Origin of the sequence: Dactylosporangium sp. NBC_01737 (assembly GCF_035963215.1) — a bacterium.
Taxonomy (GTDB): Bacteria; Actinomycetota; Actinomycetes; order Mycobacteriales; family Micromonosporaceae; genus Dactylosporangium.
This window is the reverse complement of record NZ_CP109153.1, coordinates 709,494-725,068: the sequence shown is the minus strand read 5'-3', so window position 1 is coordinate 725,068 and position 15,575 is coordinate 709,494. Positions and strand designations below refer to the sequence as shown.

At 71.5% G+C, this 15,575-nt stretch carries 14 protein-coding genes and 1 tRNA gene; 11 read left to right on the top strand and 4 right to left on the bottom strand.

Annotated elements, in window-relative coordinates; genetic code table 11:
* Positions 1 to 5: 5 nt before the first annotated feature.
* Complete coding sequence (gene rsmI, locus OHA72_RS03310) at positions 6 to 866, bottom strand: 16S rRNA (cytidine(1402)-2'-O)-methyltransferase (RefSeq protein ID WP_442788505.1); 861 nt, start codon at positions 864 to 866, stop codon at positions 6 to 8.
* On the opposite strand from rsmI, the gene OHA72_RS03305 reads away from it, so the two are divergent.
* From OHA72_RS03305 to OHA72_RS03295, 3 genes are all read left to right on the top strand, one after another.
* On the top strand, positions 821 to 2,431 hold the full coding sequence (locus tag OHA72_RS03305) for a dolichyl-phosphate-mannose--protein mannosyltransferase (RefSeq protein ID WP_442788504.1): 1,611 nt from the start codon (positions 821 to 823) through the stop codon (positions 2,429 to 2,431). The genes rsmI and OHA72_RS03305 overlap by 46 nt on opposite strands.
* 157 nt (positions 2,432 to 2,588) lie before the next feature.
* Positions 2,589 to 3,716, top strand: coding sequence for a PP2C family protein-serine/threonine phosphatase (locus OHA72_RS03300; protein ID WP_327006377.1), 1,128 nt, complete (start codon positions 2,589 to 2,591; stop codon positions 3,714 to 3,716).
* 24 nt (positions 3,717 to 3,740) lie between these two features.
* A complete protein-coding gene (locus OHA72_RS03295) occupies positions 3,741 to 4,235 on the top strand; it encodes a MarR family transcriptional regulator (protein WP_327006376.1) in 495 nt (164 codons plus the stop codon).
* Between the two features lie 295 nt (positions 4,236 to 4,530).
* Here the strand turns inward: OHA72_RS03295 and OHA72_RS03290 are convergent, their stop codons facing one another.
* On the bottom strand, positions 4,531 to 5,742 hold the full coding sequence (locus tag OHA72_RS03290; protein ID WP_327006375.1) for a hypothetical protein: 1,212 nt from the start codon (positions 5,740 to 5,742) through the stop codon (positions 4,531 to 4,533).
* A gap of 158 nt (positions 5,743 to 5,900) precedes the next feature.
* On the opposite strand from OHA72_RS03290, the gene OHA72_RS03285 reads away from it, so the two are divergent.
* Genes OHA72_RS03285 through OHA72_RS03265 form a run of 5 tightly spaced genes read left to right on the top strand, consistent with a single transcriptional unit; the run spans position 5,901 to position 10,858 of the window.
* Positions 5,901 to 6,758: a TatD family hydrolase gene (locus OHA72_RS03285; RefSeq protein WP_327006374.1), complete on the top strand. Its 858-nt coding sequence runs from the start codon at positions 5,901 to 5,903 to the stop codon at positions 6,756 to 6,758.
* A complete protein-coding gene (gene rsmA, locus OHA72_RS03280; protein ID WP_327006373.1) occupies positions 6,755 to 7,603 on the top strand; it encodes a 16S rRNA (adenine(1518)-N(6)/adenine(1519)-N(6))-dimethyltransferase RsmA in 849 nt (282 codons plus the stop codon). Before OHA72_RS03285 ends, rsmA begins: the two co-directional genes overlap by 4 nt.
* 10 nt (positions 7,604 to 7,613) lie before the next feature.
* A complete protein-coding gene (locus tag OHA72_RS03275; protein ID WP_442788503.1) occupies positions 7,614 to 8,564 on the top strand; it encodes a 4-(cytidine 5'-diphospho)-2-C-methyl-D-erythritol kinase in 951 nt (316 codons plus the stop codon).
* On the top strand, positions 8,565 to 10,367 hold the full coding sequence (locus OHA72_RS03270; RefSeq protein ID WP_327006372.1) for an ABC-F family ATP-binding cassette domain-containing protein: 1,803 nt from the start codon (positions 8,565 to 8,567) through the stop codon (positions 10,365 to 10,367).
* Positions 10,368 to 10,387: 20 nt separating this feature from the next.
* Positions 10,388 to 10,858 (top strand): DUF4383 domain-containing protein, encoded by a 471-nt coding sequence (locus OHA72_RS03265; RefSeq protein WP_327006371.1) that lies wholly within the window; start codon positions 10,388 to 10,390, stop codon positions 10,856 to 10,858.
* 51 nt (positions 10,859 to 10,909) lie between these two features.
* On the opposite strand, the gene OHA72_RS03260 is transcribed toward OHA72_RS03265, so the two are convergent.
* The gene (locus OHA72_RS03260) at positions 10,910 to 11,512 is read right to left on the bottom strand and encodes a TetR family transcriptional regulator (RefSeq protein WP_327011439.1); all 603 of its coding nucleotides are present in this window, start codon (positions 11,510 to 11,512) and stop codon (positions 10,910 to 10,912) included.
* A gap of 80 nt (positions 11,513 to 11,592) precedes the next feature.
* Entirely contained in the window at positions 11,593 to 12,585 is a 993-nt protein-coding gene (locus OHA72_RS03255) for an acyl-CoA desaturase (protein WP_327006370.1), read from the bottom strand.
* Positions 12,586 to 12,814: 229 nt separating this feature from the next.
* On the opposite strand from OHA72_RS03255, the gene OHA72_RS03250 reads away from it, so the two are divergent.
* From OHA72_RS03250 to OHA72_RS03240, 3 genes are all read left to right on the top strand, one after another.
* Positions 12,815 to 12,889 (top strand) — tRNA-Gln (locus OHA72_RS03250).
* 86 nt (positions 12,890 to 12,975) lie between these two features.
* On the top strand, positions 12,976 to 14,403 hold the full coding sequence (gene glmU / locus OHA72_RS03245; RefSeq protein ID WP_327011438.1) for a bifunctional UDP-N-acetylglucosamine diphosphorylase/glucosamine-1-phosphate N-acetyltransferase GlmU: 1,428 nt from the start codon (positions 12,976 to 12,978) through the stop codon (positions 14,401 to 14,403).
* Positions 14,404 to 14,436: 33 nt separating this feature from the next.
* Positions 14,437 to 15,417 carry a ribose-phosphate diphosphokinase gene (locus OHA72_RS03240; protein ID WP_327006369.1) on the top strand — a complete coding sequence of 327 codons (981 nt, stop codon included), beginning with the start codon at positions 14,437 to 14,439 and terminating at the stop codon, positions 15,415 to 15,417.
* Positions 15,418 to 15,575 lie beyond the last annotated feature (158 nt).

Sequence of the window (15,575 nt, the reverse complement as noted above, 5' to 3'; positions counted from 1 at the left end):
AAGTTTCAGGCGTGCGCGGCGGCGTAGACCTCGCGTCTGGGGAGGCCGAAGCGGGTGGCCACCTCGGTGATGGCGTCCTTCTTCGAGGTGCCGGTGGCGACGAGGTCGGCCACGGAGGCGGACAGGGCGGCGTCGGTAGGGCGTTCCAGGGTGACGGCCGGGGCGCCGCCGACGACGAGGGTGATCTCGCCGCGGGCGGACGCGGCGTCCTGGGCCAGGTCGCCGAGGGTGCCGCGGCGGATCTCCTCGTAGGTCTTCGTCAGCTCGCGGCACAGCGCCGCGGGGCGGTCGGCGCCGAAGGCGGTGGCCAGGTCGCGCATGGTGTCCTCGATGCGGTGCGGGGACTCGAAGAAGACGAGGGTCCGCGGCTCGGCGGCGAGCGAGGCGAAGTACGCGCGGCGTTCACCCTGCTTGCGGGGTGGGAACCCCTCGAAGCAGAACCGGTCGCAGGGCAGACCGGACACGGCGAGCGCGGTCGTGACGGCGCTCGGGCCCGGGGCGACGCTCACCGGTACACCCAATGCCACCGCCGCGCGGACCAGTCTGAATCCCGGGTCGGACACGCTGGGCATGCCGCCGTCAGTGACGACCGCGACGGTTGCCCCGGCCGCGAGCAGGTCCGCGAGCTCCGGGGTGCGGCGCTCCTCGTTGCCCTCGAAGTAGCTGACGAGCCGGCCGCCGACGGTGACGCCGAGGGCCTGGGCGAGGCGCCCCAGCCTGCGGGTGTCCTCGGCGGCGACGACGTCGGCGGTGGCGAGGACCGACCGCAGGCGGGGCGAGGCGTCCTCGGGGTTGCCCAGCGGAGCTCCGAGCAGAATCAATGGCACATGTGCGATGGTGGCATCCCACCGCCTACGATCGCGCAATGACCTCGGTGCTGACCGACGCAAGCGAGACGCCGCCGCAGGCGGTTGAGCCGTCCCCGGCCCGCCCGGTCGCCGACGCGGTGCGTCGCCGGCTCGCCCGTCCGGCACCCGCCACGCCCGGTTTCTGGTTGGCGGCGGTGCTGATCACCGGGATCGGGTTGCTGCTGCGGATGGTGAATCTGGCGCACCCGAAGGAGACGGTGTTCGACGAGGTCTATTACGCCAACGAGGCGTGGGACCTGTTGCAGCACGGGGTCGAGTGGAACCCGGAGGACGGCACCCCGCAGTACGTGGTGCACCCGCCGCTGGGGAAGTGGATGATCGGGCTGGGCGAGCAGATCTTCGGGTACAACTCGTTCGGGTGGCGCATCGCCGCGGTCACGGTCGGTGTGGTGTCGATCCTGCTGATCGTCCTGGCCGCGCGGCGGCTGTTCCGTTCCACGCTCCTGGCGGCGACGGCGGGGCTGCTGATGTCGCTGGACGGGATGCATTTCGTGCTGTCCCGGGCGGCGCTGCTGGACATCTTCCTCATGTTCTGGATCGTGGTCGCGTTCTACTTCCTCGTCCTGGACCGCGAGCAACGCCGCGCCCGCTGGCTCGCCGCGCTGGAGCGCGGGATCGACCCGAGCCGCCCCGGCGCCGGCAACCGGCCCCGCCTCGGGATCCCCTGGTACCGGCTGGCCTGCGCCGTCTCCCTCGGCCTCGCCTGCGGCGTCAAGTGGAGCGCGCTGTGGTACGTGCTGCTCTTCGTCGCGCTGACGCTGATCTTCGACATCAGCGCCCGCCGCGCGGCCGGGTCGCGGCACTCGATCCGCGACGGCATCCTCGACGACGGCGGCTGGATCTTCGCCGTGATCGGTCTCGCGCTGCTGGCGTACCTCGCGACCTGGACCGGCTGGTTCCTGTCCGACGAGGGATACTTCCGGCACTGGAACGCGCAGACGAACGGACGGGCGAGCGACGGTCTCCTCGACCCGCTGATCAACCTGTGGCACTACCACCAAGAGGCGTACAAGTTCCACACCGGGCTGAGCGCGAAGCACCAGTACCAGTCCTGGCCGTGGATGTGGCTGCTGCTGGGCCGCCCGGTGGCGTTCTACTGGAACACCGACGGGCCGTGCGGCGCGGGCAGCTGCGCGTCGGAGATCCTGCTGCTCGGCACGCCCGTGCTGTGGTGGTCGTTCCTGCCGGCGCTGATCGCCCTCGGCTGGCTGGCCATCGCCCGCCGCGACGGCCGCGCCTGGCTGATCATGGTGTGCGCCCTCGCCGGGATCGTGCCGTGGTTCCAGTCGATGCCCGACCACCGCACGATGTTCTACTTCTACGCCCTGCCGGCCGAGCCGTTCCTGGTCCTCGCCGTCGTGTACGTGCTCGGCGCCATCATCGGCCCGCCGCGGCACGTCAAGCCCGACAGCGACCACCGGCTGATCGGGTCGATCGTCGCCGGAGCGTACGTTCTGCTCGTCGCTGCCTGTTTCGCGTACTTCTACCCGATCTATAGTGGTATGGACATTACGTACACGGAATGGTTCTCCCGTATGTGGCTCGGATCGCGCTGGGTGTAGTACCGGGAGGTAGCGGGGTAACACCAGAGTCGACGGACTGCCTTATATTATTTGCCGCACGGCAAGCAAAGGCTTCGGTCGCGGATGGTGAAGGGCTCGCATGTCCGGCGTTGGCTCCATCGAGAAGGCTTTGCGCACCGCACCACCTGATCGCCTGGTGGAGGTGCTCGACGCTCACCTGAGCGCGTCACACGGCACGAAGAGCAGCACCGTGTGGCTCGCCGACTACCGCTCGACCACGCTCTCCCCGAGCGGGGTCGAGCCCGACCGCGCGGACGACCAGCTACCCTCGGCCACCAGGGCGTTCGCCAGCCAGACGGTCGTGCTGGAGTCCCGCGAGGGTCAGGCCCTCGCCCGGCTGCACCTGCCGATCACCGCGTGGGGCGAGCGCGTCGGGGTGCTCAGCGTCGTCATGGACGCCGAGCGGGCGCAGCGGTCGCGGGAAGGGCTGCGCGACCTCGCCGGCACGTTCGCGGTGGCGTTGCAGGCCGCGTACAAGCGCACCGACCGCTACCACATGGACCGGCGGCGTAGCGGCCGGCTGACGATGGCCGCCGAGATGCAGTGGGACCTCCTGCCCGCCCGGGGCTACGACCAGCCGGGCGTGAAGCTCGCCGGGCAGCTGGAGCCGGCGTACGCGGTCGGCGGCGACCACTTCGACTGGTCCATCAACGGCGACTGGCTCACCGTCACCGCGCTCAACGGCATGGGCACCGGCCTGGACGCCGCGCTGCTCACCACGCTCGCGGTCAACGCGATGCGCAACGCCCGCCGCTCGATCCCCGCCGGGCAGAGCGCCCCCGGCGACCTCGCCGACCAGGCCGTCCTCGCCGCCGACGCGATCTCCTCGCAGTACGGCGGCATCCGCCACGTGGCGACCCTGCTGCTGTCGCTCAACATCGCCACCGGCGAGCTGCGCATCATCGACGCCGGCTCGCCCCGCATGCTCCTGGTCCGCGGCGGGCAGGTCCGCGACATGGTCCTCGACCCGCAGCTGCCGCTGGGCATGTTCGGCGACACCAGGTACGTCGAGGAGCACGAACGACTGCACCCCGGCGACCGGATCTTCGTCGTCAGCGACGGGGTACACGCCGCCACCCGGCCGAACGAGACCGCGTACGGTGAGCGCGAGTTGAGCCGTGCCATACGATCGACCCGGTTGCAACCACCGGCCGAGGCGATCAGCAGCGTCATGCGGAGCCTTCGTGACTATCACGCGGGTGCCGAGCTCGCCGACGATGCGCTGATCGTCTGCCTCGACTGGTCGCCCAGAGCCGACCCGTGATCCCCGCGAACCCCGGAGGACGACGTGCGGAGCCGACCCTCACCGCACCCGGCTGGCAGTGACGACGCGGCCTTCGCGGCCGCGGCACTGGTCGACGCCGCGGGCCAGGCGCTGGTCCTCGCCACCAGCGCCGCCAATGACAACTCCGGGGTCTCCGCCGCTCAGCTGCGCGTCCTCGGCGTCGTGGACCAGGCCGGCTCGATCAACCTGACCCAGCTGGCGATCGCGCTGCACACCGCGCCGTCCTCCGCCAGCCGCCTCTGCGACCGCCTCGAGGCCGCCGACCTGCTGCGCCGCACCAACGACGACCGCGACCGGCGCGAGGTCTGGCTGGTCCTGACCCCGACGGCGCGCCGCCTGCTCGACGGCCTCGGCCGCCAGCGCCAGGAGACGATCGCCGCGGTGCTGCGTCGCATGTCCCCGGACGACCGCGCCGCCCTGGTCCAGGGCCTGCAGTCCTTCTCCCACGCCGCCGGCACCCCGGGGGTGGCCGACGCCTCGAAGGCTCAGGCCAGCTAGCACCGCAACGCACGGACGCCCATCCCGAGCGGTGATCGCCACTCCCCGCTCGCGGCTGCGGGGGCGGTCGATTGCCACGATGCACCGGGTTACCCCACTGGTCCGGCGCCGGCGTGATCGAAGTCGCGGGCCGGCCGCCCGAACGGCCACGGGACGACTTCGATCTGTGAAGCGGTGCGCCGGCCGGAGGTTTCGCTGTGGTGATCGAAGGACGGCGGTGGCCACGGGGGTGACCGGATCCGTCCTTGGATCAGGAGCGGTGGCCGAGTGTGCCGCAGCGCTCAGCCGGGCGCCGTTACAGCTCGAACCAGTGGTCGTCCTCGCGCGCCTCGGTGACCTCGGCGGACGGGGCCCAGGCCTCGTACAGGCCGCGCTCCACGCAGTGTGCGCCGAGGCGCGCCACCTGGTCGCCGTCCGGGCGGCTGAGGCGCAGGCGGAGCCAGTCGCCCTCCTCGCGGATGACCGTGCAGCGCGCGTCGCGCCAGGTGGCCGACGGGACGCGGCGGGCCAGGGCGTCCAGGGGATAGCGGGCGGCGCGGGTCTTGGCCGCGACCCGGAACTCGCCGGGCGGGTCGACGATCGCCTCGTACACGTTGTCGCGGTAGCGGCCCACGTAGCGGGCCAGTGGCGTCGCGGTCGGGAAGTACTCCTGGTCGGCGGCGATCGTGTCGGGCAGCAGGTGGCGCCACTGGGGGCCGTGCATGCGGCTCCAGGCGCGCTGCTCCGGCAGGTACGTGTAGAGCGTCACCTCGGTGCCGTCGCCGGTGTAGGCGACCAGCGACGTGTTCGCCGGGACCGGCAGCTCGGCCAGGTCGCGGGTGACGAACTCGGGCACGATGTGCCGGCCGCTCGGGGCGAAGCCGGTGCCGATGACGGGGGAGCCGAGCCGGTCGTGCGGCGGCATGGCGACGAGCCCGGCGTACGCGTCGGCGAGCGGCACCTCGTAGTCCCACGGGTCGACGGCCCGCCAGCGGATCGCGAAGACGACGCCGCCGTCGGACTCGGGGATGCCGCCGCTGAGGATCGCCAGGTCGATCGGGGTGCGCAGGTGGGCGACGTCGAAGGCGCGGTAGCAGAAGCCGCTGATCGGCCAGCCGCGCAGGTGCCCGCCGAGCTGCTGGCCCGTCAGGAACTTGATCATGCGGGTGCCGCGGCGGATGGCAGCGGTGCGGCGGATCGCGGCGACCTGGGCGGCCGCCGACGGGGTCTGCGTGAGCTTGTGCAGGCCGGCCCAGTCCATGGACCGGGTGACGGGCATGAGGAGCGGCTCGTCCGCGAAGCCCGCGAAGTCCGGGAGCCCGGAGAAGGCGGCGACCTCCGTGGCGTGCACGAACCGGCGGAACGGCCAGCGGGCGCCGGGGCGCGGGTTGGGCAGGAAGCCGGGGGCGGGTTGTGCCGCGTACACCTCGTACGCTGCGCCCTGCGCGATCTCCTCGGCGGGATAGGTCGCCCCGTCGAGCGTGACGCTGTGGGTCGCCGACCCTTCCGCATGCCCGATGACTGTCACATTCGCGACGCTAAGGCCGGGTGGTGTTGCCCAGGTGAACGAATCGTGAACGCCGGACCGGGGGTGGCATGCTTAACGCCGATGAGTGAGCGAAGCGAGCGAATGATGTTGCAGCGTCTGGTGCCTCGCGGTGCCGGGGAGCGAAGCGAGCCGGCGCTGTGAGTGCCAGAAAACACAGCCGGGAGGGCACGTTCCCTCCGCCGCCCGAGCCGTTGCCGGTCGCGGTGCTGGACAGCCACACCCACATCGACATCACCCTGGAGGACGACGGGGTCGGCGGTCCATCGACGGTTGCGGATGCAATAGCGAAGGCGTCAGCCGCGGGGGTCGACCGTCTCGTGCAGGTCGGCGTCGACGTGGCGTCGTCGCAGTGGGGTGTACAGGTGGCCGAACAACACCCTGAGGTGGTGGCGACCGTCGCCCTGCATCCGAACGACGCGCCCCGCCTCAACGACCTGGACGCCGCGCTGCGGGAGATCGAGCGGCTCGCCGCGCACCCGCGGGTCCGGGCGATCGGCGAGACCGGGCTGGACTACTTCCGCACCGGCGACGACGGGCGCAAGGCCCAGCACGAGAGCTTCCGGGCGCACATCGGGATCGCGAAACGGCACGGCAAGACCCTGGTCATCCACGACCGTGACGCGCACGACGACATCCTGCGGGTGCTGGACGAGGAGGGCGCCCCCGACCAGGTCGTCATGCACTGCTTCTCCGGCGACGAGGCGTTCGCCCGGGAGTGCCTGGACCGCGGGTTCCTGCTGAGCTTCGCCGGCACCGTCACCTTCGGCAACGCGAAGGACCTGCGGGCCGCCGCGGCGGTCACGCCGCTGGACGGGCTGCTGGTGGAGACCGACGCGCCGTTCCTGACCCCGACGCCGTTCCGCGGCCGGCCGAACGCCAGCTACCTCATCCCGCTGACGGTCCGCGCCCTTGCCGAGGTGACGGGGCACGACCTGGACGCGCTGTGCGCGGCCATCTCCGACAACGGCACCCGCGCGTTCGGCGAGTGGCGATGACGCTGCTCGGGCCGGCCGAGATCCGGGAGCTCGCCGCGTCGCTGGGCATCAGGCCGACCAAGCAGCTGGGGCAGAACTTCGTGCACGACCCCAACACGGTGCGCCGGATCGTGCGCGCCGCCGAGCTCACCGACGACGACGTGGCCCTGGAGGTGGGGCCGGGACTCGGCTCGCTCACCCTCGGCCTGCTCGAGGCGGCGAAGATCGTGTGTGCCGTCGAGATCGATCCGGTACTGGCCAGGGCCCTGCCCGGCACGGTGACCCGGTTCGCCCCGGAACACGCCGACCGGCTGCACGTGATCGAGGGTGACGCGCTGAAGGCACAGGTCGATCAGGCGCCGACGGCACTGGTGGCGAACCTGCCGTACAACGTCGCCGTGCCGGTCGTGCTGCACCTGCTGGCGACCCTGCCGTCGCTGCGCAAGGGCCTGGTCATGGTGCAGAAGGAGGTCGCGGACCGGCTCGTGGCCGGCCCCGGCGGCCGCGTCTACGGCGTGCCGAGCGTCAAGCTCGCCTGGTACGCGACGTCGAAGCTGGCCGGCAAGGTGCCGCCGAGCGTGTTCTGGCCGGTGCCGAACGTCGACTCGGGCCTGGTGGCGTTCACGCGGCGGGAGCCGCCCGCCGGCTCCGACCGCAAGGAGACGTTCGCTGTGGTGGACGCCGCGTTCGCCCAGCGCCGCAAGACGCTGCGGGCCGCGCTCGCGGGATGGGCGGGCGGCCCGGACGTGGCGGAGCGGATCCTGCGGGCCGCGCAGGTGGACCCCGGCGCCCGCGGGGAGCAGCTCACGGTGCAGGACTTCACCCGCATCGCGAGCCAGCGGCAGGAGCACGCCTCGCCCAGGTAGGGTGCTCCACGTGACCGAGCCGCTCTTCTCCGACGACGACGAGGAGTTCGACCGGCCGCGCCTGGCCGCGCACGGGCCCGTCCGGGTCCGCGTGCCCGCGAAGATCAACCTGCATCTGCACGTCGGCCCGGTGCGCTCCGACGGCTTCCACGAGCTGACCACGGTGTACCACGCGATCGGGCTCTACGACGAGATCACCGCCCGCCGCGGCGACACGCTGACCCTCACCATGGAAGGTGAGGGGACCGGTCAGCTGTCGCTCGGCGAGGACAACCTCGTCATGCGGGCCGCGCGGGCGCTGGCGGACGAGACCGGGCACGACCCGCACGCCCGGCTGCACCTGAAGAAGCAGATCCCGATCGCCGCGGGCCTGGCCGGCGGCAGCGCCGACGCGGCCGCCGCGCTGGTCGCCTGCGACCAGCTGTGGGGGACCGGGATGTCGCGCGACGACCTGGCCGGCATCGCCGCGACCCTGGGCTCGGACATCCCGTTCCTGGTCCTGGGCGGCACGGCGCTGGGCACCGGCCGCGGCGAGCTGGTCAGCCCGATCCTGACCGGCGGGCACGCGTGGCACTGGGTCCTCGCGGTCGCCGAGGAAGGCCTGTCGACCCCGACGGTCTACAAGACGTTCGACCAGCTGGGCGCCCAGAGCGAGGCGGGACCGCCCGACGGGCTGCTCGCCGCGCTGCGCCAGCGCGACCCCGACGTGCTCGCCGCCCACCTCGCCAACGACCTGCAGGCCGCCGCGCTGCACCTGCGTCCGGAGCTGCAGGGTGTACTGGACACCGGGCTGGACGCCGGCGCGCTCGCCGGGCTGGTCTCCGGTTCCGGCCCGACCGTCGTGTTCCTGGCCGAGGACGCCAGGCACGCGGCGCTGCTGGCCGCCGACCTGGAAGCCAGCGACTGCTGCCGCGCGGTGCGCACCGCAGTCGGTCCCGTGCCCGGAGCGAGAGTGCTGTAGATGGCCAACATCATCAACCTGGACAAGGTCGGCAAGACCTACCCCGCGGGGCGGATCTTCGACGAGGTGTCCCTCGGCGTGGACGACTCCGACCGGATCGGCGTCGTCGGGCTCAACGGCGCCGGCAAGACGACCCTGCTGCGGATGCTCACCAAGGCCGACGAGCCCGACGAGGGCCGCGTCACCCACCGGCGTGACCTGCGGGTCGCGGCCCTGCCGCAGGCCCTGGACCTGCCGCCGGCGGCGACCGTCCGCGACGTCATCATCGGCACCGCCTGGCTGCCGGCCGCGTTCGCCGCGGAGCACGAATGGGCCGGCGACGCCGGTGTCCGCACCGTGCTCAACGGGCTCGGCATGCCGCACCTGGGCCTGGACGCGCCGGTCGGGCCGATGTCCGGCGGTGAGCGGCGCCGCATCGCGATCGCCGCGCTGCTGGTGCGCCCCTCGGACCTGCTGATCCTCGACGAGCCCACCAACCACCTCGACGTCGCCGGCATCGCCTGGCTGGCACGGCACCTGCTGCAGCGCCGCGGCGCGCTCATGGTCGTCACCCACGACCGGTGGTTCCTCGACGCGGTCTGCACGACCACGTGGGAGGTCGCCGACGCGACCGTGCGCGCCTACGAGGGTGGCTACGCCGCCTGGACCCTCGCCCGGGCGGAGCGGCTGCGGGTCGCCGCCGAGGTCGAGTCCCGCCGGCAGAACCTGCTGCGCAAGGAGATCGCCTGGCTGCGGCGCGGCCCGCCGGCCCGGACCAGCAAGCCGAAGTTCCGCATCGACGCGGCCAACGCCCTCATCGCCGACGTGCCGCCGGCCCGGGACACGGTGTCGTTGCAGCGCCTGGCCGTCACGCGGCTGGGCAAGCAGGTGTACGAACTGTCCAAGGTGGACCTGCGGGCCGGCGAGCGGGCCCTGCTGTCCGATGTGGACTGGCTGGTCGGCCCCGGCGACCGGATCGCGATCCTGGGCGCCAACGGCGCCGGCAAGACGACCCTGCTGCGGGTCCTCGCCGGGGTCCGCGACCCCGACGGCGGCCGTATCCTGCGCGGCAGCACCGTGCGGGCCGCGTTCCTGTCGCAGGAGCTGCACGAGCTGCCGGCCGGGCTGCGCCTGCTGGAGGCGGTCGAGGAGGTCGCCAAGCGGGTCAGGCTCGGCGACCGGGAGCTGACCGCGTCGCAGCTGGCCGAGGTCTTCGGCTTCAGCGGCGCCCGGGTCTGGACGCCCGTCGCGGATCTCTCCGGTGGTGAGCGCCGCCGGCTGCAGCTGCTGCGCCTGCTCGCCGCGGAGCCCAACGTGCTGCTGCTCGACGAGCCGACCAACGACCTGGACATCGACACCCTCGCCGCGCTCGAGGACCTGCTGGACTCGTGGCCGGGCACGATCGTGGTGGCCAGCCACGACCGGTACCTGGTCGAGCGGGTCGCCGACGTCGTCTACGGCATGTTCGGCGACGGAAACCTGGTGCACCTGCCAGGCGGCGTCGACGAATACCTGGAGCGCATCGCCGGCGAAGGGGAGGGCTTCGGCGCGGGCACGGACCCGGCGCCGGCACTCAGCCGGGAGAAGGCCGCCGACCTGCGCGCGTCGGACAAGGACGCGCGGGCCGCGAAGAAGGAGCTGTCGAAGCTGGAGCGCAGCATGGACCGGCTGACGCAGAAGGAGGCGGCGCTGCACGCCCAGCTGGCGGAGCACGCCACCGACTACGCCCGGATCACCTCACTGGACGCGGAGCTGCGCGCGGTACAGGAGGAGAAGGCGCTCATCGAGGAGCAATGGCTCGCCCTCGCCGAGATCGCCGGATGACCCCGTCCTAGAATGCGGTCATGGCCGCTCACTTTCCGATCAACCATCACCTCCGGCCCCTGTACCGGCTGCTCTGCGTCGTTGCGGGCCTCTACATGCTGGTCTTCGGCGTGGTCGGCTTCGCCCAGACGTCGGGGAACGACTTCTTCACCCAGGACAATGCGGAGTGGGTGCTGGGCCTGCGCACCAACCCCGCGTTCTCGCTGCTGTCGCTGGTCGCCGGGGTCGTCGTGCTCGGTGCCAACCTCATCGGCCGCAACCTGGCCCACCACATCAACCAGCTCGCCGGGATCGTGCTGACGATCGTCGGCATGGGGTCCCTCGCGCTGATGCAGACCGAGGCAAACATCTTCGCGTTCTCGATGGTCAACGTGGTCGTCACGTTCATTCTCGCGGGCATCACCGGTGTCGCGAGCCTCTACGACCGGGTCGGCAGCGTCTCGGACGCGGAGGCCGAGGAGCACTTCCGGCACGGCGCCCGCGTCGCGTGAGTGAAGGCGGCGCCGGCGGCGCCGCCTTCAGCCACCCGCCCTGCCTGGTGACTACTTGCCCTGCCTGGTGACGAGGGTCGGCTTGGCCTCCATGTTGGACAGCCCGTTCCACGCCAGGTTGACCAGGTGGGCCGCGACGACCTCCTTGCGCGGCTTGCGCACCTCCAGCCACCACCGGCCGGTCAGCGCGACCATGCCGACGAGGGCCTGCGAGTAGAGCTCGGCGAGCTTCGGGTCGAAGCCGCGGCGTTTGAACTCCGAGCCCAGTATGTGTTCGGCCTGGTGGGCGACGTCGTTGAGGACGCTCATGAGGTTGCCGTTCGGCGACATCACCGGCGACTCGCGGACCAGGACCCAGAAGCCGTCGGTCTCGTGCTCGATGTAGTCCAGCAGCGCGAGGGCCGCCTGCTCGAGCAGCTCGTGCGGGTGGCCCGCGGTCAGCGCGTTGGTGATCCGGTCGAGCAGGTTGCGGACCTCGCGGTCCACGACCACCGCGTAGAGCCCCTCCTTGCCGCCGAAATGCTCGTAGACGACGGGTTTGGAGACCTTCGCACGCGACGCCACCTCCTCGATGGAGGTGGCGTCGAATCCCCGCTCCGCGAACAGCGCCCGCCCGATGGCGATGAGCTGCTCGCGACGCTGGGCGGCGGACATCCGCACCCGTGACTTCGGCGAGACCGGCGGCGGTGGGCTCGGTCGTTGGTGGATGTGCGGTGTTTCCTCCGGAAGGTCGGTCACCCGCTCATCGTGCCAGCCGCGCCACCAGCGGCGGCGACCCGCTTCGCATCGAGCCGGTCACGCTTCGGCCAGCGCACGTCGGTGGCCCAGCCGAGCTTCTCGAAGATCCAGATGAGCCTGGCGTTGATGTCGATCTGGCCCTTGTCGACGCCGTGGCGGGCGCAGGTCGGGTCGGCGTGGTGCAGGTTGTGCCAGCTCTCGCCGAAGGACAGGATCGCCAGGGGCCAGAAGTTGCTGGCCTTGTCGCCGTCGCGGGTCTCGAACGGGCGCTCGCCGTACACGTGGCAGATCGAGTTGATCGACCAGGTGACGTGGTGCAGCAGGCCGATGCGGACCACGCCCGCCCAGAAGAACGCCGACAGCGCGCCCTGCCACGACCAGGTGACCAGGCCGGCGATGATCGCGGGCAGCGTGGCCGAGAGGACGACGATCACCGGGAACAGCTTGTCGATGCGGCGGATGTCCCTGTCGGCGAGCAGGTCCGGGGCGAAGCGCTCCCGGTTGGACAGCTCGCGGAAGAACAGCCAGCCCACGTGGGCGTAGAACAGGCCCTTCACGAGACCGCCGAAGGACTCCCCGAAGCGCCACGGCGAGTGCGGGTCGCCCTCGCGGTCGGAGAACGCGTGGTGGCGGCGGTGGTCGGCGACCCACTGGGTCGGGCTGCCCTCGATCGCGGTGCTGCCGGCGACCGTCAGGGCGATGCGCAGCCCCCGGTTTGCCTTGAAGGCGCCGTGCGTGAGGTACCGGTGGAAGCCCGAGCCGATGCCGAGCCCGCCGACCACGTAGAAGATCGTGCCGAGCGCGACGTCGAGCCAGGTGAGCCCCCACCCCCAGGCGACGGGGACGGCAGCCAGGATGGCGACGAACGGCAGGACGACGAAGCCCCAGAGGGCTACCAGGATCCCGATGCTCTGGCGGCCCTCGGTGAGGGCCTTCGGCCCGCGCTCGGGGGTCTGACCTGGGGTGGGATCAAGGAGTACAGCGGACATGGCACCTCTCACAGGCTCTTCGCCGGGCGGGGGAGATCGACGGGCTACGCTTACGTCACCGTAACTTACGGGAGCGTAGGTTCGCCAGACGAGCTCTGTGTCAAGTCGATTACCCGCCGTCTTCTGTGATCTTCGTCCAGAAGCATCGGCCGAAGCGCCCCACGGGTGAGCAAACCGGCCTCGATACGAGTGCGATTGATGCGACCGGTAGGCTGCACAGGCAGATCTTTGGGGTGTGGGGTAACGGCAGCCCGCAGGCCTTTGGAGCCTCGCAGTCCAGGTTCGAATCCTGGCACCCCAGCCACCTGACTACGATGAGGCGCACCGACACCGTCGAGGAGCGCGCTCGTGCGAAATGTGATCATCCTGGCCGCCGGCGAGGGAAAGCGGATGAAGTCCGCCCTGCCGAAAGTGCTGCACCCGCTGCTCGGCCGGACCCTGGTGGGCCACGTGCTCGCCGCCGCCGAAGCGGCGATCGGCGGCCCCGCCACCGTGGTCGTCGGCCACGGCGGCGAACTGGTCCGGGCCCACCTGGAGCAGGTCGCGCCGGCCGCCGTGCCGGTCACCCAGATCGAGCAGCGCGGCACCGGCCACGCCGTGCGCATCGCGCTGGACGAGACCCCGGAGCTCACCGGGACCGTCGTCGTGCTCGGCGGCGACACCCCGCTGCTGCGCGCGGAGACCCTCAGCGCGCTCGTGCACACGCACGAGACGACCAAGGCCGCCGCCACCGTCCTGACCGCCGACGTCACCGACCCCACCGGGCTCGGCCGCATCGTGCGCAACAGGGGCGGCGAGTTCACCGCGATCGTCGAGGAGCGCGACGCCACACCCGCCCAGCGGGGCATCCACGAGATCAACTCGGGGGTGTACGTGTTCGACGCCGAGCGGCTGCGCGAGATGCTCGGCAAGCTGTCCACCGACAACGACCAGGGTGAGGAGTACCTCACCGACGTCATCGGCCTGCTCGCCGAGGCCGGGGCGCCGATCGTCGCGCACCGTGCCCCGGACGCGACGGAGACCCTGGGCGCCAACGACCGGGCCCAGCTCGCCGGGCTGCGGGCGCTCATGCGGGACCGCATCAACGACGAGTGGATGCGCGCCGGCGTCGCGATCATCGACCCGGCGACCACCTGGATCGACGTCACCGTCACCCTCTCGCGGGACGCCGTCGTCGAGCCCAACACCCACCTGCGCGGCGCGACCCGCATCGGCGAGGGCGCGGTGATCGGTCCGGACACCTCGCTCATCGACGTGGTCGTCGGCGACGGCGCCAGCGTCGTGCGCACCCACGCGCTGTCCTCCGAGATCGGGCCGCAGGCGTCCGTCGGGCCGTTCGCCTACCTGCGCCCCGGCACACGGCTCGGCCGCAAGTCGAAGATCGGCACGTTCGTGGAGACCAAGGCCGCCACCCTCGGCGACGGCGCGAAGGTCCCGCACCTGTCCTACGTCGGCGACGCGGAGATCGGCGAGGGCACCAACATCGGCGCCGCGACCGTCTTCGTCAACTACGACGGGATCCAGAAGCGCCGCTCGGTGATCGGCGCCCACGCGCGCACCGGCGCCGACAACATGTTCGTCGCGCCGGTGCACGTCGGCGACGGTGCCTACACCGCCGCGGGCAGCGTGATCACCAAGGACGTGCCCCCGGGTGCGCTCGGGGTGTCCCGCGCCCAGCAGCGCAACATCGAGGGCTGGGTCGAGCGCAGGCGAGCTGGCACAGCCGCCGCGCAGGCCGCACGCGACGCCCTCGCACGTGAACAAAACCACGTCACCCCCGGTCAGGTGGCCGACGTGGGGCCACGCGACGAACAATGAGCCCAACCACGAGATCGGGAGCGGGCGACCCAAATGGCCAGCATCAGTTCGGAGAACCGCAAGAACCTCATGCTCTTCTCCGGCCGGGGTTTTCCCGCGCTCGCTGAGGAGATAGGGGCGGTGCTCGGCGTCGAGCCGACACCGATGGACGCCTACGACTTCGCCAGCGGGGAGATCTTCATCCGCTACCGGGAGTCGGTGCGCGGGTCGGACGCCTTCGTCGTGCAGTCGATGGTCGCGCCGATCAACGACTGGCTGATGGAGTGCCTGATCATGGTCGACGCGCTCAAGCGCGGCTCGACCAAGCGGATCACCGTTGTCCTGCCGTTCTACCCGTACGCCCGGCAGGACAAGAAGCACCGCGGCCGCGAGCCGATCTCCGCCCGGCTCGTCGCCGACCTGCTCAAGACCGCCGGTGCCAACCGGATCCTCACCGTGGACCTGCACACCGCGCAGATCCAGGGCTTCTTCGACGGCCCGGTCGACCACCTGTTCGCCATGAACACCCTCGCCGACCACATCGAGGCCAAGTACGCCGGACGCCCGATCACCGTCGTCGCGCCCGACTCCGGCCGGGTGCGGGTCGCCGAGCGCTGGACGGACCGCCTCGGCGGCTGCCCCCTGGCGTTCATCCACAAGACCCGCGACCCGTCCAAGCCCAACCAGGTGGTGGCGAACCGGGTCGTCGGTGAGGTCGAGGGCCGGGTCTGCCTGATCGTCGACGACATGATCGACACCGGCGGCACGATCGTCGGCGCCGCGGACATCCTCTTCAACGAGGGCGCCGCCGACGTCGTGGTCGCCGCGACCCACGCGGTGCTGTCCGACCCCGCCTGCGACCGGCTCGACGCCAGCCGGATCAGCGAGATCGTGGTGACCAACACGCTGCCACTGCCGGGTGACAAGAAAGTCGACAAGATCACCCAGCTCTCGATCGCCCCGCTGCTGGCCCGGGCCATCCGCGAGGTGTTCGACGACGGCTCGGTCACGACCCTTTTCGGCGGCCTGTCCTGATTTTCCGGTGGCCTTCGCGGCCCGTCCGGTTGACACGCCCGCGTGATCTGCACAACCGGACGGGTGCGATGTGAAGGCGGTCTGGAGTCTCGGGTAAGCTAGTGCGGTTGCCACGGCGAGGGTGCTCCAAGGGCCGGGCGTGCGTTCCAGTGACCACC

Excerpts from the sequence above, each read along its gene's own strand:
- OHA72_RS03305 (WP_442788504.1), top strand. The coding sequence starts at position 821 with ATGGCACATGTGCGATGGTGGCATCCCACCGCCTACGATCGCGCAATG.
- rsmA (WP_327006373.1), top strand. The coding sequence starts at position 6,755 with ATGACGCTGCTCGGGCCGGCCGAGATCCGGGAGCTCGCCGCGTCGCTG.
- OHA72_RS03270 (WP_327006372.1), top strand. The coding sequence starts at position 8,565 with ATGGCCAACATCATCAACCTGGACAAGGTCGGCAAGACCTACCCCGCG.
- OHA72_RS03265 (WP_327006371.1), top strand. The coding sequence starts at position 10,388 with ATGGCCGCTCACTTTCCGATCAACCATCACCTCCGGCCCCTGTACCGG.
- OHA72_RS03260 (WP_327011439.1), bottom strand. The coding sequence starts at position 11,512 with ATGTCCGCCGCCCAGCGTCGCGAGCAGCTCATCGCCATCGGGCGGGCG.
- OHA72_RS03255 (WP_327006370.1), bottom strand. The coding sequence starts at position 12,585 with ATGTCCGCTGTACTCCTTGATCCCACCCCAGGTCAGACCCCCGAGCGC.
- glmU (WP_327011438.1), top strand. The coding sequence starts at position 12,976 with ATGAAGTCCGCCCTGCCGAAAGTGCTGCACCCGCTGCTCGGCCGGACC.
- OHA72_RS03240 (WP_327006369.1), top strand. The coding sequence starts at position 14,437 with ATGGCCAGCATCAGTTCGGAGAACCGCAAGAACCTCATGCTCTTCTCC.